Raw genomic sequence first — 20,833 nt, 5'->3', positions numbered from 1 at the left:
ACTTGAGGCCGACCGGCATTTAACCTTGGACAGGTAGGATATTACCTGAGGTGATGAACGTGACGGAACTCGTCATTCAAACGAAAGGCTTATATAAAATATACAAAAAGCGCGCAGCAGTCGTAGGTTTGAACCTGGAGATCGCACGCGGCGACATTTATGGCTTCCTTGGACCGAACGGCGCCGGGAAAACAACGACCATCCGCATGCTGCTCGGACTCATTCAACCGACTCGCGGCGCGATTCATTTGTTCGGCAAGGATTTGAAAAGTGAAAAAATGGACATTTTGCGCCGGACCGGATCGCTCGTGGAGTATCCTTCGTATTACGGCCATTTGACGGCCGTTGAGAATCTGGAAGCGATTCGCCGGATCACCGGCGGGCCGAAGTCCCGCATCTCGGAAGTGCTGGAGATCGTCTCCTTGACGAAGGAGGCCAAGCGCCCGGTCAAGGGATACTCGCTTGGGATGAAGCAGCGTCTTGGCATCGCGGCTGCCCTGCTGAACAATCCGGAGCTGCTCATTCTGGATGAGCCGACCAACGGCCTGGATCCGTCCGGCATACATGAAATCCGGGAGCTGATCAAGAATATGCCGCGCCAATACGGCATTACCGTGCTGGTATCCAGTCACCTGCTGGGCGAGGTCGAGCAGATGGCGGACAAAGTCGGCATTATCCGTGAAGGAAGGATGGTGTTCCAGGATACGATCGATAATCTGGTATCCACGGCTTCCAGCGGTTTCCGTTTATCGGTATCCGAGCCGGAGTTAGCACTCGGCTTGGCACTGGACCTGGGCTGCGAAGGAGTCCTGCGTAATCAGATGCTGGAGCTGGAAAGCATGCAGGACGCGAAGATTGCGCTGCTCGTGAAGCGGCTCGTGGAGAATCAGCACGCGGTGTACCGGGTGGAAGAGCAGCGGAGGTCGCTCGAGGATATTTTCATGCAGATCGTAGGGGAGGGAAGCCGGGTATGATGTTCCGTGCGCTTTCCGCCGATTGGCTGAAAATCCGGGGCAAGGGCATTTGGTTTCTCGCTGCGCTCGGTCCCATCGGGCTGGCAGCGATGCAAGGGCTGAACTTCGGACTTCGCTATGATTACCTGATGAAATCCTACGCGGCAGATCCTTGGGGCGGGCTGCTGGAGAACGTGCTGTTTTTTGTACCGATTGCCCTCTTTCTTGGAATCACACTGGTCTGCTCGCTAATGGCCAACGTGGAGCATCAGCTGAGCTCGTGGAAACAGCTGCTGGCATTGCCTATATCCAGAACGGCGGTATTCAGCGCCAAGTTCGTACAGGCCTTCCTCATTCTCTGCGTATCCTGTCTCCTTCTGTCGATCAGTACCGCCGTGCTCGGCATCATACTGGGGATGGGGGCAGAGCAAATGCCGTATATGGATCTGCTGCGCATTGGCTTTGTACAGCTATTTGCGGCACTTCCCATGCTGGCTTTTCAGCTGTGGCTCTCATTGACACTCAAGAACCAGGGGATTGCGGTCGGAATTGGGATTACCGCCTCTGTCGTATCGATGTTTGCCCTGCAATTCCCCGATTGGATGCCGCTAAAGTGGCCGCTGCTGGCTTATATGGGGCCGGGCGAAGTCAAGGTCATCGGAGCGGGTTTGCTGCTGGGCGCGGTCATAACGTGCGTTGGCCTGATTCATTTTAACCGAAAGGATGTGGACTAAGATGACATCCTATAGAAGAGCGGTGTCCGCAGAGTGGCTAAAACTGTCGAAATCGAAGCTATGGCCGCAAATCTTCTTGTGTGCGATTCTGGTCATGCTGCTTGGCATATTAAATGGAAAGCCTGAGGAGCTTGCGCCATGGGAGTATTTGATCAGCATTATGATCATCCTGCATGCGATGCTGCTGCTCCCGATTCTGACGGGGATTTTTAGTGCCATGGTGTGTCGGTATGAGCATTCGGGCGGGGGATGGAAGCAGCTGCTTGTCCTGCCGGTTTCACGCGGCACCGTCTATTTTGCGAAGTTCTCGGTGGTAGCCATGCTGCTGGCCGTCGTCCAGTTACTGTTCATGGGAGCCGTGCTGGGAGCCGGTTTGATCCACAAGGTGGATGCTCCGATTCCGTGGGAAATGCTGCTGCGTTGCCTGCTTGGCGGTTGGGTTGCTTGCTTGCCGCTTGCCGCGCTGCAGCTTGGAGTCTCCACGGCCTGGAGCAGTTTTGCCGCTCCGCTGGCATTGAACGTTGTTTTTACCATACCGAACATGCTGGTAGCCAACTCGCAGACGTATGCCCCATACTATCCGTGGACGCAGCCGTTTCTGGCGATGATGCCGGCGGGTCAAGCCGATTTCGGCGCATTCAACCTGCCGTTCGAAAGCCTCATGACCGTCGTGGTTGGCGGGTTTCTACTGTTCTTTCTTGCAGGCTTCATCTATTTTCAGCGGAAAGAGGTGTAAGCATTCAGAACCGGAAAAACCGGTTAATGCATGACAAAGAGCTGCCCCGGGCCCTTTTGGCCTGTTGGGGCAGCTCTTTTTTGTTTTCCTAATGTGTAACGAACTCTTGATTTCGCTATTGAGGCAAGTCCACCCACTCATAAGGGGTGTCAGCGGCCTTGAATCCATACTCGATCATCGTGATGACGGCGACCGTTTCTGCCGGGTTGACGGCAGGCTCGCCCGTTTCGAAGAAATTCACCAGATTCTCGATGAACAAGTTGAAAAAATTCGAATTGGCGGTGACTTGCTTGAAGCCCCCGTCGCCATTCTTAATGCCCAAGGTAAATGGACAATTATCGCCAAGATGATTTACGGTGGCCTGTCGTCCGTTCCCGAAATCGATCAGCAGGGCAGGGGAGTCAGGCGTACCGATATACATCACCCGCTTCGGACTGGTCCCCATCAGGCTGACGATCGGCTCGATTTGATGGATCGAATAATTGGCGAAGGCACCCGGTCCCCAGCTGCTGATCGTTTGGATATCGCTTCGGTCCAGCTCACGGTATTCGCTGGCAAAACGCAGGGCGGACGTCGAATACATCGGCGTTCCGTGCTTTGCCGCAAGATCGAACAGGCGGATAGCCGTTTCGCGGTCAGGCGCGAACGTTTTATCGATATAGGTCGGCTTGCCGGATTGCAGCGGAAGCTGGGACAGCTCCTCATGGAATTCCGGGTTATCCGGGGACAGCACGATCAGGTAATCGCTGCGCTCCACCACCTCTTCGACTGTGGGCAGCAGCTCAATGCCAAACTCCTGGCTCCAGGCAGCGTTCGTGAGCCCGTTTTCTTTGTCTCTTTTGCCGTAGGCGTACACGACCTTCATGGCATGTTCCGATGCCTGTTCAATCCAACCGGGATATTTATTCGCATGGAATTGGTCCAGATGCAGGTCGATGAATCCGATTTTTTTCATGATAAAAGGGCCTCCCTGGCGTTCGAACTATAGGTTATAAGCTGTTCTGGGCAACGGGCTGCAGCGAAACCTCCGCGCCTTGGTCGGACGAGTCGTAAATCGCCTGGATGATCTGGGAGGAGAGGATGACCGTATCGATGTGCGAAGGCTGCTTCTCCCCGGTTTGAATGCAGCGGATGAACCCGTCGATCTCATTCTGGAACATGCTGCCGAGATTGAACTTCGGCGTGGTTTCAATCAATGCGCCATCCTCCGTTGTATAGAAGGTGAAGTCAGCGCCGTACTTCAGCCGGATGCCGCCTTTGTCGCCGAGGAAGTCGATGAACATTTCTTCAGCGCCGATATTTTGCGCCCAAGCGCCGTTCAAGGAAATGGTCGGGCCTTCGGTGCGGACAAGAGCCGTGACAAAATCGTCAACGTCATACGTGCCGTCATATTTCGGCGGACCTGCCCACATTTTGAGGAAGGTGTAATTCTCCATGTCCTTGCCCAGCTTGCAGTAGGCCTGCCCGGAGACGGTCTTCGGCTTCGGATCGCCCGTGCAGTACATCACGACATCGAGGAAGTGAACGCCCCAATCGATCAGCGCGCCGCCGCCGGCAATGGCTTTGGTCGTGAAGGCGCCGCCGAGACCCGGGATCGAGCGGTGGGAACGGAAGCTGGCATATACGTGATACAGCTCGCCAAGATCGCCGTTTTGGATCATTTTTCTGATTCTGTTTACGCTTTCATTGTAACGGTTGACCACCCCGATATTGAGCGTTTTGCCCGTTTCGTGCTGAACCTTCTGCATTTCCAGCGCTTCCGCGTAGGTGCGGGCTGCCGGTTTTTCGCATAATACATGCTTACCTGCCCGCAAGCAATCGATGGCAATGGAAGCATGAACGTCATTCGGCGTACAGATCGATACCGCGTCGACCTCAGGGTCGTTCAGGATCTGGTTGTAATCTTCGATGGCTTGGCCGCATTCGTATTTCGCGACGGCGGCATCGGCCCGATCCTTCACGATATCGCAGAAATATTTGATCTCGGCATCTTCGTTGGCCATGTAGGCGGGAATATGGGCACTGTTTGCAATCGTGCCGCAGCCAATCACGGCAATTGTAATTTTGTTCATCGGTTCTCCTCCAAAATCGTGGATTGATGATGCTGTGAAAACATAAGCCTGTCGCTTGATTCTTCGTTATTGCTTGCCACGAGTATAGCATGTGAACGAACCGATCGATTTCACTATCGTGTTTATTTATTGGATTATCGTACCGGGGGTGTTAATCCACGGTTTTAAAAGCGTTCTTTTTATAGTAGGCAGGAGTCGTTCCCGTATATTTCTTGAAAGTGCGGCAGAAGTAGGGAAGCTCGTTAAACCCGACCTTGAAGCATACATCGGTTACCGTAAGCTCGGGCTCCGTCAGCAGCCGCATGGCCATCCGTATCCGATAGTTGGCCAAGTACTGGCTGAAGGTCCAGCCGGTCACTTCCTTGAATCGTCGGCAAAAGTTCGTCCGGGACATCATCGTCCGCGCACAGAGATCCTCCAGCCATAGAGGTTGGTCGTAATGGTCGTGAATATATTGAACGGATTCCATAATAGGCTCACGGTATGGGGCGCTGCCCGCGGCTACCGCTGTATGCTTGCCTTGCTCGGCATGCTCGCGGTTCACGATGGCGAGCAGCTTCAGCAGATTGGCCTTCAGCAGAATATCGAAGAATGGGCCCCGGCCTCCGAACTCGTTCAGCATTTCGGTCAGGAGCTCCTTTACGGCGAGGTCGCTGCCGCCGGTTAAGGTGATTTTGAGCGGGACGCGGTCTTCGGTCGTGACAAAAGGCTTGATAAAGGAAAGGTCGAACAGCTGCGGCTCAGCCGGCATACCCTCCAATCGTTCGTTAATGAAGGCCGGCATGAATTCGCAACCCAGCACCTCCAGTTCTTTCCCGGGAACCATCTCCACGCGATGAACGCTGTAAGGAGGGAGCACGAATATATTGCCCTGGACCATCCGGTATTTTTGCCCATAGAGCGTATGGATGAATTCGCCTTTGCTGACATACCAGATCTGCAGATAATCGTGCATATGATCGGACAAACTCCCGAACTTTTCGGTAATGCGGTACATTTTGCAGGGCAGGCCATTCGCCATCTCCAGCTCCGACGTAAAGTAGGCGATTCCTCTTCGGGTGCATTCGGCGATATCCGGTTCCAGCCAGTGAATAGCCATCGTTTTTTTCCTCCTCACGTACGTTTCGATCCTGTTATTCATAGCATAACTGATTAAGGACATGAAGGAAGAGAAAAAGCAGAAAAAAGTGAGCTGTTCATGCGCATCATGTCCATTGATCGATGGGATGAGGATGCCCTTAATAAAGAGTGAACAAGTGCATTCTTTTGGCTAGGCGAGGGGCCTGATCTAGAAAGTGAGACCTTCCATAGATGTTTCCCGTTGATGGCGTGATTCAAAATAACTAAAGATCAATCCCCTTTAAGCGTGCGAAGATCAAGTTTCGTACAGCAAAGAGCCGAGGAAACCTGAAGCACAGGTAAACCTCGGCTCTTTTTTCGTTACGGGCAAAACTCCTTCAGCATCTGCTCCTTCACTTCTTCAATGGGGAAGTGCTGGGGATAGGTGGATATCATCAGCATGATGCCCTGCAGGGTAGAAGAAAAGTACAGGGAGCGCTTGCGCGGCTCGGGAACCCCGAGGCTTTCGAATATGCGGCACTGAATCTCAAATTGCCGTGCAGCCTCTTCCACAAGACGCTTGCTGTAGGGAAACAGCTCTTGATCCGCTTCGGGCTGGGTTTGAAGATGCAAGTAAAAACGGAATACTTCCGGCTGCCGATCGACGTTGTCGATGGCTTGCTCCAAAATATACTTCAGCTGATCTGCAGGTGCTTGGAGCGAAGCGGCATTCTCTATGACTTCGGCAACGCCTGCGATTCGCTCCTCGACCATAGCGGCAAGCAGTCCTTCCTTGCCTGAAAAATAGTTATAGAGCAGCCCTTTGGAAATGCCGGCTTGCTTGGCTACATCACTAATGGAAGTGGCATGGTAGCCCTGATGGATAAACAAATCCATGGCGGCTTCCAAAATTTTCTCTTTCGCCATCTGGCGTATGCGTTCGTTCTCGCTGGGTGAGCGTGGCATAAAATCTTCATTCCTTCACGAAAGAATACCTAATCAATCTTCAATCATTTACAGAACTTGATGAGATTTATTTTAGTATTGAATGAATGATTGGTCAATATTAAAACAGAAGCGGATCATAAGTTGCTTCTCGGAGCTGGAAGCGCATTGTGAATTTTACTGTGAATTAATTCACTAATAATGATTGTGAATTATGTTACAATCAAAAAAAATAACTTTGCGGATGAGGAGGAACGGACGATGGCTCGTTATTTTAACGGTAAAGAAGTGGAACTGTTGGCTCCTGCCGGAACATTCGAGATATTCAAAACCGTCATTGACGCAAACTGCGATGCCGTATATTTCGGGGGACCATCCTTGAACATGCGCATGATGCGCAAGGGCTATAACTTAAGTTATGAGGAAGTCAAGGAAGCCGTCCAGTTGGCCCATGAGCGTGGTAAACGTGCCTACATTACAGTGAACAACCTGATGGATGAGGAGGATCTGGAGGAAGCGAAGCGTTATTTCGCCTTTTTGAACGAGATTGGTCCAGATGCCATTATCGCACAGGATCTGGCCGTATTTCCTCTGATTCAGGAGATGAACTATACCCATATTCCGGTTCACTCCTCGGTCATGATGAATGTGCACAATCTGGAGATGATTGATGCCGTAAAAGCATTGGGCGTTTCCCGCATCGTGGCTTCCCGGGAGATGGACCTGAAGACGGCGGAGGTGCTGCACACTAGGAGCGGAATGGAGTTCGAGTATTTTGTGCACGGCGATATGTGCACCGTTCACGGCGCTAACTGCCTGTACAGCTCCATGCTGTTCGGCAACAGCTCCAACCGGGGACGATGCATGAAGCCCTGCCGCTGGGATTATCGGGTGAAAAAAGACGGCTACCTCTATCCTACCGAGTATCCGCTTGCGGCGAAAGATATGTATATGTACGAGCATATTCCGGAGCTGATCAAGTCTGGCATTACCAGCTTTAAAATTGAAGGACGCATGAGAGACATAGAATTTCTGCTGATGGTCGTTAATTCTTACGGAGATGCCATAGATCGTTACATTGAGGATCCGCTGGGCTTTAACCGCGAAGACGGGGCGGATACGCTGCATAAAAACCGGAAGCGCGATTTCACGACCGCTTATGCCTTTGACAAGCCGGGACTAGCGTTCATCAATCGCCGTTATGAGGGAACAGGCAAGTTTTACAGTACGGGGAAGGTGTTCAGCACGCCTACCGCGGAACGCGAGATGAAGGAGGAGCGGGTGCTCCAGGTGAAGGAATCGCTTCGTCATGCGAAGCGGGAGCAGCCTTGCGCGTCGATTCCGCAAATTACGGTGCATGTCAACTCGGTGGAGCAGGCCCGCGCGGCAATAGAAGAAGGGGCGGACGTCATTTACCTGACAGGCGACGTGTTCCAGTCGGATCGTCCTTTCAGCCGTGAGGATATCGAAGCTTTGACGGCAGATAAAGGGAATGCCGAAATGATTCTTGGCATGCCGCGCATGATGAATGAGCTGCATATGGAGCAGTACCATCATTTCCTCGCCGAGGGGAAACAGCATAAGTTTTACGGCCTGGATGGCTTGCTTGCCTCCAATATCGGTGCTATGCACAAGTTTCAATCCCTAGGGCTGCCGATGATTGCCGATTTCAGCCTGAATATATACAACCATATGGCGGCTTCGTTTTATCAGAAGCATTTTGGCATATCCAGAATCATGCCGTCCCTTGAGCTTCAGCTCCATGATTTGACGAAATTGCTGCGTCATCCGGAGATTCCCCTCGAGGTCATCGTCCACGGATCGCCCATCGTCATGTATCTGGAGCATGACCTGTACGCCAATGCGGCAGAGTTTGAGCCCATAGCTGAAGAGGATAACCGGTTCGTGGATAACCGACATCTCGTACTGCTTACGGATAAAGGGGAGAACCCCGTATACCGGGATGCCGCAGGGCGTAACCACTTGGCACTGGCAAAAGAGCTTTGCTTCATGCCGTTCTTGAAGGAGCTGCACGAAGCGGGCGTGAATCACTTCCGCATTGAAGGCAAGACGTATACGACGGAGCAGCTTCGCGGTCTGGTGCGGATATATCGTCAAGCTGCCCTGAACCTGGATTCATGCGGCAGGCTGTATCAAGACATGACACCGATCTATGCCGGTTATACACTGGGTTCGCTCCAATTCGGTCATGCCATGCAGCTTGAGCTGACGGAAGTATGAGATGAGCTTCGAAACGGAGTATGAGGATTAACCAGATATTGAGTCATCCGTTTGACGTATTTTCACGGAACATGGGAAAAAAGAGAACAATTCAAAGAGGTGAATATCCATGAGGCATGCAGATCAGACGTATATCGGTCCGGAAGCTATCGTGACAAAGCGTCGGGAATACGGCTACCCTTGCACGGCCAATTTCTATAAAGAGCCGCCCCAGATCATCAGCGGCAAGATGCATAAACTTTACGGGCATGATGGCAAAGCGTATGTCGACTTCTTTACGGGGGTGTCGGTTGTCGCCTGCGGCCACTGCAATGAAGCCATTACGGCAAGAACGGTCGAACAGCTGCAGACGCTGCAGCATACGTCAACCATTTACCTTACCCAGCCGATGGTAGATTTGGCGGAGCGGTTGGCAAACGGCGTTTTGCCTGGCAACCTAAAGCGAACGTTCTTCGTAAACAGCGGCTCCGAAGCGAATGAAGGCGCGCTGCTTGTCGCCCGTCTGCACACGAAACGCCGCCATTTTCTGGCGCTGGAATACGGTCTTCATGGCCGCACCTTCCTGACCATGAACGTGACCGGCATCCCGATGTGGCGTGCCGATGATTTCCTGGACCAGGAAGTGGCTACGTTTATTCCGCGTCCCTATGATCCTGCCATGGATCAGGATGCTGCCGCTCGCCGTTCCCTGGATGCGTTGGCGAGTGTGCTCGCTGCGAAGGGAGATACCTTCGCAGCCATGATCGTGGAACCGATCCAAGGCAACGGGGGAATGATCGTGCCGCCGGATTGGTATTTCCGTGAGCTGAAGGCGATGCTGGAGGAGCACGGCATTCTCCTGATTGCCGACGAAATTCAGACGGGCTGCGGCCGCACGGGACGCATGTTCGCGATCGAGCATTACGGCATCGTGCCTGATATTCTTACCATGGCCAAGGCACTAGGCAATGGCGTGCCGATCGGCGCCTTTTCCACGACGGACGAGATTGCCGCCAGTCTGGATCGGCCTTCCGCCTCGACCTTTGGCGGCAACCCGGTATCATCCGCCACGGCGCTTGCCGTCTTGGATTACATCGAACAGCAGGGCCTGGTTGAGCGTTCCCGGCGCGTTGGCGGGCGGCTCATCGAAGGTTTGAGGGAGCTGCAAGGCCGATATGAGTTTATCGCCGATGTCCGAGGCAAGGGCTTTATGGCCGGGTCCGAAATCCGTGCAGCGACCGAAGAGGAAAGCGCAGCATGGACGGATATCATTCTGGAGCGCATGAAGGAAGAAGGATTTATTATCGGCAAAAATGGGGTGGGCCGAAACGTGCTGGCTTTCCAGCCGGCCATGATGATTCCGGAGGAAGATATCGAGGCCATGCTCAGCGCGCTGGACAAGGTGCTGGCTGGGTTATCCCAATTCGTAAACGAATGAGGTTGGATTCGGATGCAGATGATGTATAAAGTCGTTCATAAGACCAAAATGTTCGGAGAACTGGTGATGTTCTCCCACACGCTGTTCTCGCTGCCCTTCGCCATCATTTCCATGATCTGGGCCGCGGACGGCGTACCGTCATGGCATGTCATGCTGTGGTCGTTGATTGCGCTGGTTGCCGCACGCAATGGGGCCAATGCCTTCAACCGCATCGCCGATTTGAAGTTTGATGCCGCTAACCCGCGGACGGCGAACCGCCATATGCCAAGAAAACTCCTGCTGCCTCGCGAAGTGTACGTATTTGTGGTCGTTAACTTTGCCATCTTTATTCTCGCGGCAGGGATGCTGAACCCGCTCTGCTTGGGACTCTCACCGGCAGCAATCGTGCTGATCTGCACGTACTCGTACACGAAGCGCTTCACCTGGCTGTGCCATCTGTACCTGGGCTTTACGATCGCTTCGGCTCCGATCGGGGCATGGTTTGCCGTAACGGGGCAATTCGCTTTCATTCCGTTTATCATCGGTACCGTCGTCATGCTGTGGATTGCAGGCTTCGATATCATCTACGCCACGCAGGATATCGAATTCGATCGCAGCACAGGCTTGTGGAGCATTCCCCGCGCGTTTGGTTTGGAAGGCGGGCTACTCATTTCTAGGGTGCTGCACGGGTTTATGGTCATCCTGCTGGTTTCCCTTTACTTTATCCAAGGCTTAGGCTGGCTCTACTTGGCGGGAATTGCCGTTTCGGTGATGCTGCTTGCCGTGGAGCATCGCATCATCAAGCCTTCCAGCCGCAGACGGATGCACCTCGCCTCCTACAACCTGAATCAGGTGATTAGCTTGACGATTCTGCTCTTTACTTTGGCCGACCAATTTGTGCTCGGATAAAAAACTCCCTTCGACTGCCGGCCCGCATACTCGGGCTCGATGGCATTCAAAGGGAGTTTAGTGTTTTTATTGCCCGGCTTTCAAAATCGCAAAGCCGTAAGCAGGCAGCTTCACGGTCAGCTGACCCTGCTTAGCGCTAAGGCCTTCGCCGTTCCACAGGTTCGTCCATTGCTGGTCCTGCACAGGGACGGTTATCGTGTTGCCCGCCTTGTCGTTGTTGACGGCAATGAGGATCGTTTCGTTGTCGTCCTCACGCAGGTAAGCGATTTTGCCGCCATTCTTCTCGGCCTTCAAAAATTTGAAGGTTCCCGTGCGGAGAGCGGAATGCTCTTTGCGGAGCTGAATGAGTGTTTGGTAGAAATGGAACAGGTCCTTGTCATGCTTGGACTCGTCCCATTCCATGCATTTGCGGCAGCCCGGATCGTGTCCGCCGTCCATGCCGATTTCGTCGCCGTAATAGATGCAAGGCGTGCCGAAATACGTAAACTGGAACATCGCGGCCAGTTTCATCAGGCGTTTGTCGCCGTTCGCCTGCGTTAACAGTCTTGCGGTGTCATGGCTGTCCAGCAGGTTGAACATCACTTCGCTGGCTTGTCTCGGATAGCCGGCAAGCTGCTTGCCGAGCATGAACGAGAACTTCTCGGCATCGGCGGTACGGTTGATGAAGAAGTCCAGTACGGCATTCGTGAACGGGTAGTTCATCACGGCGTCAAACTGGTCGCCTTCCAGCCAGATGGAGGATTCATGCCACACTTCGCCAAGGATGTAAGCATCCGGGTTGGCTTTTTTCACGACTTGACGGAATTCGCGCCAGAAGCTGTGTCCCACCTCGTTGGCAACATCCAAGCGCCAGCCGTCGATGCCCGTTTCCTTGATCCAGTACTCGGCAGCCTTGAGCAGATAAGCCCGGACTTCCGGATTCTCCGTGTTCAGCTTCGGCATCAGCGGCTCGAAAGCAAACGTATCGTAAGTCGGAATGCCATCCACCACTTCCAGCGGCAGGGAGCGAACGTAGAACCAATCCTTATATTTGGAGTTCAAACCGTTCTTCTGCACGTCAACGAACGGGGCAAACGTTCTGCCGGAATGATTGAAGACCGCATCCAGCAAGACGCGGATTCCGCGCGCGTGGCACAGATCGACCAGTTTCTTCAGCGTGTCCTTGTCGCCGAACTGCGGGTCGATTTCCATATAGTCTTCAGTATCGTATTTATGGTTTGTTGTTGCCGTGAACAGCGGCGTAAAGTAAATCGCGTTGACGCCGAGCTCGCTTAAATGGTCAAGATGGTCGATAACCCCCTGAAGGTCACCGCCGAAGAAGTTCTTCGGCGTCGGTTCGGCACTGCCCCAAGGCAAAGTGCCATCCGGGTCATTGCTTGTATCTCCATTCGCGAAGCGTTCCGGGAAGATTTGATAGAAGATCGCGTCTTTGACCCATGCCGGCGGGTGGAAAACGTCATCCGGATTGATGAACGGGTACTCGAACAGGCGGTCCGGATTGGCCGGCGGCTCTGTCAGGAAATCATATTCGGTCATCCAGCGCTTCTCGTCGCCCTGCTGGAGCAGGAAGCCGTATTTCAAACGGCGGTACGGAGGAGTTGCCTCGCACTCCCAATAATCGAACATTTCATCCGAAGACAGCTTGGTCATCGGAATATACTCCATCGTTTGATCCCACAGGTACTTGTCGCCTGCGAGGGCGTACACTTCGGTAAGGTCGTCTTTTTTGGTGCGGATTCTGAGATGGATGGTCGTGCCGTTATAAGCGTAGGACCAGTTTTTGCGCGGACGGTGATAGATGGCTTCCAAGAACATCGATAATTCCTCCTTAAATAGGTAAATTAAAAAAAGGCACAGCCAGGACTATGAATAGCCGAGGTTGTACCTTTGTAAGATAACATTGCCTTTAAATTATGAGGTTTGGATCTGGTTGCTTATGAATTCATTAGCTGATTAAAAATATACCACGCGCTCTGAGCGTATTCAAGCCCCAAGTCGAAGTCGCTGATCCTGGCCTGCAACGAGGGAGACAGGATGCGGATTTTCGAGCGGAATACCGCCGGGCGGTACAGGTCGCAAGGAAAGAGTGGGCATTTGTTGTATAATATAGGGATAAGGACAAGCCTGACAGTGACAGATACGATATATAGGAGGACAGTCATATGCAATACGACGATCAGATGAAAAACCGGATCAAGCGGATTGAAGGACAGCTTCGCGGCATCTTGAAGATGATGGAGGAGAACAAGGACTGCAGGGAGGTCATCACCCAATTATCCGCTTCGCGTACGGCGATCGACCGAACCATTGGCGTTGTCGTCAGCTCCAATCTGGTGGATTGTGTACGGAAGGCCGAAGAGAATGGTGAGGATACGGAGAAGCTTGTGCAGGATGCCGTTAATTTGCTCGTTAAGAGCAGATAAAGGATTAGGCACCGAACGCGAGAGCGCCGCTTGTTAAGGGGCTAGCCTTAGGGCTAGGAAATTTGTAAACGGACAAAATGGGTAAAGATAGGATGACGGTTTTTTTAAAGGAGGGTACTCAGATGTCTGTAAACGAACAAATTATACTAGCCAAAAGGCCGCAAGGCATGCCGGAGGAGTCGGATTTTATATTGGAGGAGCAGCCTTTGCCCGTTCCGCAAGCCGGAGAAGTTCTGGTACGGACCGTATACTTGTCGGTGGATCCGTATATGCGGGGCAGAATGAGCGATGCCAAGAGTTATGCGAAACCCTACGAAGTAGGACAGGTTATCGCTGGAGGCGCAGTAGGGCAGGTCATGGAATCGACGGATCCGACCTATCGGGCAGGCGATTATGTTGCAGGAACATGGGGCTGGCAGCGCTTTGCCGCCGTGCGGACAGGAACACTGCGTAAGGTCAACCCGGATCTGGCGCCTGTGTCGACCGCCTTGGGCGTGCTGGGGATGACCGGTTTGACGGCCTATTTCGGACTGCTGGATATCGGTCAGCCGAAGGAAGGCGAGACGGTAGTGATATCGGGTGCCGCAGGCGCCGTTGGCATGATTGTCGGGCAGATTGCCAAGATCAAAGGGACCCGGGTGATCGGTATTGCCGGTTCTGACGAGAAAACCAAGTACCTGACGGAGAAGCTGGGGTTTGATGAAGCGATCAATTACCAGACCGAAGATTTGGCATCGTCTTTAGCGGAAGCTTGCCCGAATGGGGTGGACGTCTATTTTGACAATGTCGGCGGTGAGATTTCGGATGCGGTGCTGCGTCTGATCAACAAAAATGCACGGATCCCGATTTGCGGCCAAATCGCACTCTATAACCTGGAGAAGCCCGATACGGGCCCGAGAATTCAGAGCCTGCTGTTGACCAATACGGCACTGATGAAGGGCTTCCTGGTCGGCGACTATGCCAGTCGGTACAATGAGGCATTGCATGAGCTGGCCGAATGGCTGAGGGATGGCAACATTCAGTACGCCGAACATATCGTCGATGGTTTCGAGAAGACCATTGAGGCGTTTCTGGGGCTCTTCTCCGGAGAGAATCTCGGGAAACAGCTGGTGAAGGTAAGCGAGGAGCAGAGTTAGCCTTTTGATATAGATAACAAAAGAGTGTCGAATTCACGCGCTTCGAAAGCCTCCTCATACGGAAGCTTTGCGAGCGGAAGGGTTATAGCCTACCGGCTTGCGTGATCATCGGCACTCTTTTTTGTGCTTATTAAGTTTAATGACTATATAGATTGAACTAAAGAAAAGAAGAACTTCAACGGAGAAGGAGGAATTATTGTGTAGAAACGAAACCTTTGCCCCCGGATTTTAACCATGATATGAATGTATCGAAGAAATCTGGGGGCAACAGCGATCGGAAGAATAATCCGCATTCGTAGTGATGCTTAGGCTAAGAGTCTTTAGTTCAACTTATATAGTTAACGATGGAACATGTCCGCTATATAGCCGCTCCTGGTGTCGTAAATTGCTGATACTGGCGATACATCGAGATACGCCAGTGGACAATCATGCCGTAAGCCAGCATGAAGAACAGCGCCGCGGTCTGCGGGATGGAAATATGCTGCTCAATGTATCCGTGGAGCAGGAGCCGGACTGCCAGCAGGCCGAGCAGAATGTAAACAAAGCTTTTCGATTTCTGCATGAAGATCTGGCCATCGACCTTCTCGAATTTGGTGCTTCGAATCAGTGGATAGGAGAAGATGAACCAGCCTACCAGAAAGGCAATTCCCGCCCACCATATAGGGATGCGTACCTGCGGCTCAACGAACATCAGAAACCCGGTGCTCATCGCGACGGGAGGGATGATGATCTTCTTGACGGTGACGGGGCGGTTGCTCGCTTTCATCCGAATGAAAATAACGGTCAGTGCCATAACCAGCATCGCAATCGTAGAGCCTATCTGAAGAATTGGGGAATCGAAATTAACCACAATTCAGAACCTCTTTCCATAAATAAAATGACATGAAATGTGCTGCCTTTTGATTATAGCACATTCTGATGCCAGGCAAAATCAGGCAGGAGAGGGAGCATCAGCGCGGTTGGCAGCCGTCTTTAAGGTTGGAGTCCATCGATGAAAATCCGGATCATGAAATCCAGGCTTTCATCTACATTCAGATCCATAGCGAATTGACCCCCGCGTTCCAGAGATGAGAAGCCATGACACAGGCTGCGAAGTGTCCTCACGGCATGCAGCGCCTCCTGCTCACTGAGCTGGTATGGAGCCAAGATTTGGAGCAGAAGCTCGACAATCTGATTGCCTACCTGCTGCGCCTCCTCTTGTTCCGGATGGAGAGGCTGCAATGCGGCTTCGTATAATCCGGGGTGAGATCTGGCAAAGTCGACATAGGTAAGGCATACATAACGCAGCGCGTCTTCACCAGACCGGCCGGCGACAGCCTTCAGCAGCCGATCATGCAATGTCTGGAGGCCATACAGCATCAGGGCGGCATGCAGACCCGGCAGTCCGTCTACGTGGTTATACAGGGAAGGCGACCGAACGCCCAGCTTGCCTGCAAGCGCGGCCAAGGTCACGGCATGGAGTCCATCCCGATCCGCCAGATCGGCAGCGGTTTGAAGCAGTTGAAGCCGGTCGATTCCGGGTCTTGGACTCATTTTGCATTCCTCCTAATTGTAGATTCTGCATGCATAACGGCCTTCTGCATGGCAGCGACAGGATTCTTTAGCATCCGTCCGTGGCCGACAGCAAGAACGGCGGGCTTCCGTGCGGTTAGCACTTTGGCGCTTTCCAAGGCAAACTCCTTGCTCCAGGTCGCCATGGCAGGGAAGGGGAACCAGGGCTTGAGCACACCGGATACGGCTAATCCGCCCCGTGTCTGCCAAGCATCGCCGGCAATCAATATACCGCTGCGCTCATCGAGAAATGCCATATGCCCCGGCGTGTGTCCGGGAGTGGCGATCGCCTTGAGCGAACCAATGGTATCCCCGTCACCCAGAAGCACGTCCGGAACGGTGGTTATGTTCTTGGGGATATCTCCGCGAATCGGAGCTTGCAACTCTCCAGGCTGGAGCTCCGCGTTTCCTTTCAACAGCAGCGCATCACGCCGCGAGATGTAGACCGACGCATTCGGAAGCTCTTTCTTTAACCCGTCGAGCGCCCCGACATGGTCGCCGTGGGCATGGGTCAGCACGATCCGGGTGATGGGCTTGCCTATAGCGGCTGCTGCTTGCAGGATTCCCTTTTGGGAAAATGACATACCCGCATCAATCAGCGTAATGCCGTCGCTTTCTTCTACAAGATAGACATTTATCGGGAAAAGGCGAGGAAGAAAAGAAATTTGAGTCACGTGCTCAATCGTTGTTTGCAACATAATATGATTCCCCTTTCACTCAAAACTAATTATGTTAGTATAATAACTAATCTCATTAGTTTTATCAAGCCTAAATTTTAACATTTTCATGAATAGGCTCATTTTATCCCTAAAATTTTTATATATTTACCAAATTTTGAGTGCAATTTTCATCGTTTTGCGTTACCATAAAGATAGATATACGGAAAAAAATGTAGATTGTTGAGATGAAGGGTGAGGGGCGGACGACATGGATATTTTCAAACGCATCGTACTTCTGATGGTGATGTATGCCTTCTCCGCGGTACTTCTGTATGTAGCCAGTCAGCACACGCCATATCTGCTTCCTGTCATCTGGATTTCTGCGCTTATGCTGCTGTTATGCGGCATCGGCTATCTTGGATACCATTATTTCTTTAAAGGACGCAGAAAACGAAGTTAATCAAGAGATACGTACAAGTCTGCCTAACCGGGCGGGCTTTTTTGTTTGTATAAGGAGAACTCGAAAAATAAAAAAACCGTTTGAATCACTTTGCAGTCTTATATACAGTGATGTAAACAAGCGAGGCAGGTCGGACAAGGGGAAGGGTAATCGGATGATAGATCATAATGAGCTTGCGGCTGCTGCATGCAGAGGAGACGAGGAAGCGTTCTATGCACTCGTGACGGAGCACCGAAGGCGCCTATATGGAATTGCGTACAGTTATTTGCATAACGAGAGTGACGCACTGGAGGTATTGCAGGAGACGGTGTGCAGGGCTTGGGTGAAGTGCCGGAAGCTGAAGCATCCGGAGGCATTTGTCCCTTGGCTCATTCGGATCCTGATTAACTGCTGCATGGATGAGCATAAACGAAAAAAACGCGTGGTTCCGGTTGAAGAAGTGCGCAGCCAGGAGACGGCTGCCGAGATGGTCAGTGACAGCAAGCTGGATCTGGAGCGTGCGCTCAGCCGGATGAAGCCCAAATACCGCCATGTGCTGATTTTGAAATACTATCAGGACATGACAATCAGCGATATCGCCAATATTCTCGATGTTCCGGAGGGTACGGTCAAAACCCGGCTGCATCAAGGATTAAAGCTGCTGCGGCAAAAAATCGAGCCAGGAGGTGCCATATTCCATGTTTGAGAAGGAAGAGCGAATGCTCAAGGAGATGAACAGGGACGCGGAGATCAGCGCAGCGGTTGTATCCGATGAAGCATTGGACGCGGCGGTGCGAGGCGGGATGCGAAGAGGACGGCGCACGCATCGGAGCCGGGCCCGAATGGCTACCGTCTCTGCCATGTTTGTAACCGTTGCGGCTGCGCTGCTGTTCGTCGTCTGGATCGGGAACGAAGGGCTGGTAAATCCCAAGGAGCAAATGGCGGCTCAAGGGCCGTATCCGTCATTGACCGGGTTTGATTTCGGAGAAGATATTACGCTGAATTCAGCCAACAAACACGGCATGATTCAACTGGTGGATCAATCGGCGACCAAGGGGGATTATACGGTAACGGTCAACGGGATACTTGTAGGCTCCCAGCAGATGGAGGTGTTCTATACGGTCCAAAACCGTGCGGAGAATCCCGCAGATGTAAAGGGGCTGGAGATGAAGCGCCGGGGATCCAGCGAACCGCTGCCTTATAGTATTGGGTCGTCGGGTGGAAACGAGATTAAGCCCGGCGCCGACAAGCTGTTCCATTCCCGATCGTATATTCATATGGCCGAGAATCACTCTATACCTGAGGAACTGACGTTATCTTTTAAGATCGCTCCCTACTCGACAAATACGGCTTATGAATCTTCGGCAGAGAACGAGCAGGTGATCGATGTTAACGTATCCGTTGATATGGAGACAGTCCGGAAGTATATTAGCACGATTCCACTCAACAAAATGCTGCAGATTGAGAGTCAGCGGTTCTATTTGAAAGAAGCCGTGTTGTCTCCAGCCGGTATCGTCGTGAAAGCAAACATCCCATCCAGCAATACGATGAAGGTATCCGGTTTATGGGATGTGTATTTGGAAGCCGTGGTTAACGGCGAGAAGATCAGATTGAACAGCGATTCCGCATTTTTGCCCGGTGCAGGCGGTGGAGACATGACTTACTTCTTCGACAGCAATATATTGGAGAAGCCGGAATCGATCACGCTGAAAGCGAGCGGATTTCAGGCAGTGGACCCCTCGAAGATGAAACTCGTGGTGGATACGGATAAGAAGGAGGTCATTCGTTCACCGGACGGCGATCTTCGGTTCGGAGAGTACACGGGGCATACGCTGACAGTTGAATACGAAGAACAGGCTGACCGGCATATGGGCAGCGTGTCGATTGAACCGGAGTTTGTGGATGGAGAAGGGAAAAAGCATAGGATCAACGAGGATGCAGGGGGGCTCAGTGCCTCGTCCCAATCCTCATCGGATTCTGAGGTAAGCCTCATTACGCAGTATATTCACCTTAAGCCCGGGGTTTACCCTCAGCCGCTGACATTTACGTTAAGCAGTTATCCTGGTGTCATGGAGCAGGCATTCGAGGTGCCGATTCAATAAACTTAGAGATGCTGAAAGCTCATCAGGATAACCACAACGCCGAATGCGATGGCCACTTTGCCGGCGAATTTTAGATACCATATTCTCAAATCGCTGAGTTCAATATCATCTCGCGTTCTTCTAAACCACCATGAATGCGGATTTCTGATGGCATGTATGCCAGTCGCAATGAATGCGATGCCCATGAACGCTGTGGATATGAAGTTGATGAACATGCGTAGATCAGCTCCTTTCTTTAGAGATAATACGTATAGTTAATCAACAAGGTTCCAACATATGTAAAGTAATAGAGCGTTCATTCTTTATGTTATGCTCCCGAATTAAGGACACGAAAAAGGAACCGCCCCCGACCAGATGGCCGGAGGACGGTTTCTCTTTTTCATTTATGATATTTTGAATCATGGGCTTGATGGCGCTATTCCTTGTGTTCGGTAGGGGAGCTGCCTTCGTGTCCCTTGGCATCCAGGAGTTCGATTAGAGCTTTGGGCACACCGTTAAGCAGGAGCCATTCACGGAGGGTTTCGATGGCGCGGATATGGCCATTCCCCTCATCCCGCCAGGTTAGCAGCTCGACAACTTTAATGACGAGGAGCATGAGCTCCATTTTGTCATGCTCAGTTTGGTCTGCGCGGATTTTTTGGAATGCGGCTTCTTTTTCCCAATCCAGCAGGATCTCTTCACCAATGGTTGGTCTCATGAGTGAATAGCTGTAATCGCACTGCGGGCAGAGTACCGTGGTGAACTGTTCTGATTTGAACGTAACCCCGATATCCGCCTGACACTGACGGCAGTGAAATTGGACTTCTATAGCTGAGTTCGTTTCCATATCTATGTTGCCTCCTTCGAAGAGAAAGGTATCTACTTATACCCAATAGTCGGTAACTATGACCCATCTCCCCCTGAAAGAGGCGCATAAAAAAGGAACCGCTAATGAGACGATTCCTTGAGGACCCGAGCTAGAAATCAGCGTTGCCTTCTAACGCGTGCTTTTAACATGGGTTAGCACATTATAGAGAAAAGCGAGAATGCCCAGCGTTACCAGAACCCCTCCAACCGCAATGACCGGCTCTATCGATTCCATGCCGCTTACCAGCAGTGCAAGACCAATCATCATGACAGGCAGACCGATATTGTGCAGCCAAAAATGAACTTTACCTGCGGTGGATTCCCCAGCTGCGGGGAACTGAACATAAATAACACCTGCAAGAGCCAGGGATGCCCAGCCCAGAAGGTTAACGTGTGCATGAACTGAGGCGTAATCGTAGCTGTGGGTGATCGACATGTACATGCCGAGCAGTACCCCGAGCACGAAATAAACAGCAGAGATCTTGATTAATTTGACACCCATAAAACCCCTCCTTCAAGGATTACTATTATGATATATGTCACCTATGGTGAAGTAGACCAAGAGGGAGGAAGATTTAATAAAGAACTAAGTTAGAACCCCCCGGGGGGCGAATATCAATCGCACGACTTTA

General features: G+C 52.0%; 22 protein-coding genes. 11 read left to right on the top strand and 11 right to left on the bottom strand.

The genetic code is table 11. The annotated features are described in order from the left end of the window. The first annotated feature begins 53 nt into the window (after window positions 1–53). From M4D81_RS11925 to M4D81_RS11915, 3 genes are read left to right on the top strand one after another with little or no spacing between them, the layout of a single operon-like run. Entirely contained in the window at window positions 54–974 is a 921-nt protein-coding gene (locus M4D81_RS11925) for an ABC transporter ATP-binding protein (RefSeq protein WP_397376687.1), read from the top strand. Then, window positions 971–1,687: an ABC transporter permease gene (locus tag M4D81_RS11920; protein WP_071222184.1), complete on the top strand. Its 717-nt coding sequence runs from the start codon at window positions 971–973 to the stop codon at window positions 1,685–1,687. Before M4D81_RS11925 ends, M4D81_RS11920 begins: the two co-directional genes overlap by 4 nt. Before the next feature lies 1 nt (window position 1,688). Further along, window positions 1,689–2,423 carry an ABC transporter permease gene (locus M4D81_RS11915; RefSeq protein WP_071222183.1) on the top strand — a complete coding sequence of 245 codons (735 nt, stop codon included), beginning with the start codon at window positions 1,689–1,691 and terminating at the stop codon, window positions 2,421–2,423. 115 nt (window positions 2,424–2,538) lie between these two features. On the opposite strand, the gene M4D81_RS11910 is transcribed toward M4D81_RS11915, so the two are convergent. From M4D81_RS11910 to M4D81_RS11895, 4 genes are all read right to left on the bottom strand, one after another. After that, complete coding sequence (locus M4D81_RS11910) at window positions 2,539–3,378, bottom strand: Gfo/Idh/MocA family protein (RefSeq protein ID WP_260066452.1); 840 nt, start codon at window positions 3,376–3,378, stop codon at window positions 2,539–2,541. 34 nt (window positions 3,379–3,412) lie between these two features. Further along, a complete protein-coding gene (locus M4D81_RS11905; protein ID WP_071222181.1) occupies window positions 3,413–4,495 on the bottom strand; it encodes a Gfo/Idh/MocA family protein in 1,083 nt (360 codons plus the stop codon). A gap of 151 nt (window positions 4,496–4,646) precedes the next feature. Then, a complete protein-coding gene (locus tag M4D81_RS11900) occupies window positions 4,647–5,594 on the bottom strand; it encodes a helix-turn-helix domain-containing protein (protein ID WP_071222180.1) in 948 nt (315 codons plus the stop codon). Window positions 5,595–5,935: 341 nt separating this feature from the next. Further along, a complete protein-coding gene (locus M4D81_RS11895) occupies window positions 5,936–6,520 on the bottom strand; it encodes a TetR/AcrR family transcriptional regulator (protein WP_071222179.1) in 585 nt (194 codons plus the stop codon). Window positions 6,521–6,760: 240 nt separating this feature from the next. Here M4D81_RS11895 and M4D81_RS11890 point away from each other — a divergent pair, with 240 nt between their 5' ends. The 3 genes from M4D81_RS11890 (at window position 6,761) to M4D81_RS11880 (ending at window position 11,045) form a co-directional block, all read left to right on the top strand. Beyond that, a complete protein-coding gene (locus tag M4D81_RS11890) occupies window positions 6,761–8,740 on the top strand; it encodes a peptidase U32 family protein (protein WP_260066451.1) in 1,980 nt (659 codons plus the stop codon). A 109-nt stretch (window positions 8,741–8,849) separates the two neighbouring features. After that, a complete protein-coding gene (locus tag M4D81_RS11885) occupies window positions 8,850–10,157 on the top strand; it encodes an aspartate aminotransferase family protein (protein ID WP_260066450.1) in 1,308 nt (435 codons plus the stop codon). Window positions 10,158–10,169: 12 nt separating this feature from the next. Next, window positions 10,170–11,045: a UbiA-like polyprenyltransferase gene (locus M4D81_RS11880; protein WP_260066448.1), complete on the top strand. Its 876-nt coding sequence runs from the start codon at window positions 10,170–10,172 to the stop codon at window positions 11,043–11,045. A 66-nt stretch (window positions 11,046–11,111) separates the two neighbouring features. Here the strand turns inward: M4D81_RS11880 and M4D81_RS11875 are convergent, their stop codons facing one another. Further along, window positions 11,112–12,860, bottom strand: coding sequence for an alpha-glycosidase (locus M4D81_RS11875; protein ID WP_071222174.1), 1,749 nt, complete (start codon window positions 12,858–12,860; stop codon window positions 11,112–11,114). Between the two features lie 347 nt (window positions 12,861–13,207). Between M4D81_RS11875 and M4D81_RS11870 the strand changes: the two genes are divergently transcribed. Both M4D81_RS11870 and M4D81_RS11865 read left to right on the top strand, forming a co-directional pair. Continuing rightward, window positions 13,208–13,468 (top strand): metal-sensitive transcriptional regulator, encoded by a 261-nt coding sequence (locus tag M4D81_RS11870; RefSeq protein ID WP_071222173.1) that lies wholly within the window; start codon window positions 13,208–13,210, stop codon window positions 13,466–13,468. Window positions 13,469–13,590: 122 nt separating this feature from the next. Next, window positions 13,591–14,604: an NADP-dependent oxidoreductase gene (locus tag M4D81_RS11865; RefSeq protein WP_260066445.1), complete on the top strand. Its 1,014-nt coding sequence runs from the start codon at window positions 13,591–13,593 to the stop codon at window positions 14,602–14,604. A gap of 358 nt (window positions 14,605–14,962) precedes the next feature. On the opposite strand, the gene M4D81_RS11860 is transcribed toward M4D81_RS11865, so the two are convergent. From M4D81_RS11860 to M4D81_RS11850, 3 genes are all read right to left on the bottom strand, one after another. Beyond that, on the bottom strand, window positions 14,963–15,454 hold the full coding sequence (locus tag M4D81_RS11860; protein WP_071222169.1) for a cytochrome c biogenesis protein CcdC: 492 nt from the start codon (window positions 15,452–15,454) through the stop codon (window positions 14,963–14,965). Window positions 15,455–15,576: 122 nt separating this feature from the next. Further along, window positions 15,577–16,137, bottom strand: coding sequence for a TetR/AcrR family transcriptional regulator (locus M4D81_RS11855; protein WP_260066443.1), 561 nt, complete (start codon window positions 16,135–16,137; stop codon window positions 15,577–15,579). Continuing rightward, the gene (locus M4D81_RS11850; RefSeq protein WP_071222166.1) at window positions 16,134–16,853 is read right to left on the bottom strand and encodes an MBL fold metallo-hydrolase; all 720 of its coding nucleotides are present in this window, start codon (window positions 16,851–16,853) and stop codon (window positions 16,134–16,136) included. The genes M4D81_RS11855 and M4D81_RS11850 overlap by 4 nt, the downstream gene beginning before the upstream one ends. Before the next feature lie 229 nt (window positions 16,854–17,082). On the opposite strand from M4D81_RS11850, the gene M4D81_RS11845 reads away from it, so the two are divergent. From M4D81_RS11845 to M4D81_RS11835, 3 genes are all read left to right on the top strand, one after another. After that, window positions 17,083–17,274 (top strand): hypothetical protein, encoded by a 192-nt coding sequence (locus M4D81_RS11845; RefSeq protein WP_071222164.1) that lies wholly within the window; start codon window positions 17,083–17,085, stop codon window positions 17,272–17,274. A 154-nt stretch (window positions 17,275–17,428) separates the two neighbouring features. Then, window positions 17,429–17,959 carry a sigma-70 family RNA polymerase sigma factor gene (locus tag M4D81_RS11840; protein ID WP_260066441.1) on the top strand — a complete coding sequence of 177 codons (531 nt, stop codon included), beginning with the start codon at window positions 17,429–17,431 and terminating at the stop codon, window positions 17,957–17,959. Then, complete coding sequence (locus tag M4D81_RS11835; protein ID WP_260066439.1) at window positions 17,952–19,355, top strand: DUF4179 domain-containing protein; 1,404 nt, start codon at window positions 17,952–17,954, stop codon at window positions 19,353–19,355. Before M4D81_RS11840 ends, M4D81_RS11835 begins: the two co-directional genes overlap by 8 nt. A gap of 2 nt (window positions 19,356–19,357) precedes the next feature. Here M4D81_RS11835 and M4D81_RS11830 read toward each other — a convergent pair whose 3' ends face one another. The 3 genes from M4D81_RS11830 to M4D81_RS11820 all read right to left on the bottom strand — a co-directional run bounded on the left by M4D81_RS11830 (window position 19,358) and on the right by M4D81_RS11820 (window position 20,703). Next, window positions 19,358–19,570 (bottom strand): DUF6199 family natural product biosynthesis protein, encoded by a 213-nt coding sequence (locus M4D81_RS11830; protein ID WP_260066438.1) that lies wholly within the window; start codon window positions 19,568–19,570, stop codon window positions 19,358–19,360. 200 nt (window positions 19,571–19,770) lie between these two features. Next, window positions 19,771–20,181, bottom strand: coding sequence for a hypothetical protein (locus M4D81_RS11825; RefSeq protein ID WP_260066436.1), 411 nt, complete (start codon window positions 20,179–20,181; stop codon window positions 19,771–19,773). Between the two features lie 150 nt (window positions 20,182–20,331). Continuing rightward, window positions 20,332–20,703, bottom strand: coding sequence for a cytochrome-c oxidase (locus tag M4D81_RS11820; RefSeq protein WP_260066434.1), 372 nt, complete (start codon window positions 20,701–20,703; stop codon window positions 20,332–20,334). Window positions 20,704–20,833 lie beyond the last annotated feature (130 nt).

Origin of the sequence: Paenibacillus sp. p3-SID867 (assembly GCF_025142895.1) — a bacterium.
In the GTDB taxonomy this organism is placed as follows: domain Bacteria; phylum Bacillota; class Bacilli; order Paenibacillales; family Paenibacillaceae; genus Paenibacillus_AQ.
Note: the sequence above shows the minus strand (reverse complement) of the source record. Positions and strands in the feature narration are given on the sequence as shown.

Excerpts from the sequence above, each read along its gene's own strand:
- M4D81_RS11915 (WP_071222183.1), top strand. The coding sequence starts at position 1,689 with ATGACATCCTATAGAAGAGCGGTGTCCGCAGAGTGGCTAAAACTGTCG.
- M4D81_RS11820 (WP_260066434.1), bottom strand. The coding sequence starts at position 20,703 with ATGGGTGTCAAATTAATCAAGATCTCTGCTGTTTATTTCGTGCTCGGG.
- M4D81_RS11905 (WP_071222181.1), bottom strand. The coding sequence starts at position 4,495 with ATGAACAAAATTACAATTGCCGTGATTGGCTGCGGCACGATTGCAAAC.
- M4D81_RS11840 (WP_260066441.1), top strand. The coding sequence starts at position 17,429 with ATGATAGATCATAATGAGCTTGCGGCTGCTGCATGCAGAGGAGACGAG.
- M4D81_RS11845 (WP_071222164.1), top strand. The coding sequence starts at position 17,083 with ATGGATATTTTCAAACGCATCGTACTTCTGATGGTGATGTATGCCTTC.
- M4D81_RS11925 (WP_397376687.1), top strand. The coding sequence starts at position 54 with ATGAACGTGACGGAACTCGTCATTCAAACGAAAGGCTTATATAAAATA.
- M4D81_RS11880 (WP_260066448.1), top strand. The coding sequence starts at position 10,170 with ATGCAGATGATGTATAAAGTCGTTCATAAGACCAAAATGTTCGGAGAA.
- M4D81_RS11920 (WP_071222184.1), top strand. The coding sequence starts at position 971 with ATGATGTTCCGTGCGCTTTCCGCCGATTGGCTGAAAATCCGGGGCAAG.
- M4D81_RS11875 (WP_071222174.1), bottom strand. The coding sequence starts at position 12,860 with ATGTTCTTGGAAGCCATCTATCACCGTCCGCGCAAAAACTGGTCCTAC.
- M4D81_RS11910 (WP_260066452.1), bottom strand. The coding sequence starts at position 3,378 with ATGAAAAAAATCGGATTCATCGACCTGCATCTGGACCAATTCCATGCG.
- M4D81_RS11890 (WP_260066451.1), top strand. The coding sequence starts at position 6,761 with ATGGCTCGTTATTTTAACGGTAAAGAAGTGGAACTGTTGGCTCCTGCC.
- M4D81_RS11855 (WP_260066443.1), bottom strand. The coding sequence starts at position 16,137 with ATGAGTCCAAGACCCGGAATCGACCGGCTTCAACTGCTTCAAACCGCT.
- M4D81_RS11885 (WP_260066450.1), top strand. The coding sequence starts at position 8,850 with ATGAGGCATGCAGATCAGACGTATATCGGTCCGGAAGCTATCGTGACA.
- M4D81_RS11835 (WP_260066439.1), top strand. The coding sequence starts at position 17,952 with ATGTTTGAGAAGGAAGAGCGAATGCTCAAGGAGATGAACAGGGACGCG.
- M4D81_RS11895 (WP_071222179.1), bottom strand. The coding sequence starts at position 6,520 with ATGCCACGCTCACCCAGCGAGAACGAACGCATACGCCAGATGGCGAAA.
- M4D81_RS11850 (WP_071222166.1), bottom strand. The coding sequence starts at position 16,853 with ATGTTGCAAACAACGATTGAGCACGTGACTCAAATTTCTTTTCTTCCT.
- M4D81_RS11865 (WP_260066445.1), top strand. The coding sequence starts at position 13,591 with ATGTCTGTAAACGAACAAATTATACTAGCCAAAAGGCCGCAAGGCATG.
- M4D81_RS11900 (WP_071222180.1), bottom strand. The coding sequence starts at position 5,594 with ATGGCTATTCACTGGCTGGAACCGGATATCGCCGAATGCACCCGAAGA.
- M4D81_RS11825 (WP_260066436.1), bottom strand. The coding sequence starts at position 20,181 with ATGGAAACGAACTCAGCTATAGAAGTCCAATTTCACTGCCGTCAGTGT.
- M4D81_RS11870 (WP_071222173.1), top strand. The coding sequence starts at position 13,208 with ATGCAATACGACGATCAGATGAAAAACCGGATCAAGCGGATTGAAGGA.
- M4D81_RS11830 (WP_260066438.1), bottom strand. The coding sequence starts at position 19,570 with ATGTTCATCAACTTCATATCCACAGCGTTCATGGGCATCGCATTCATT.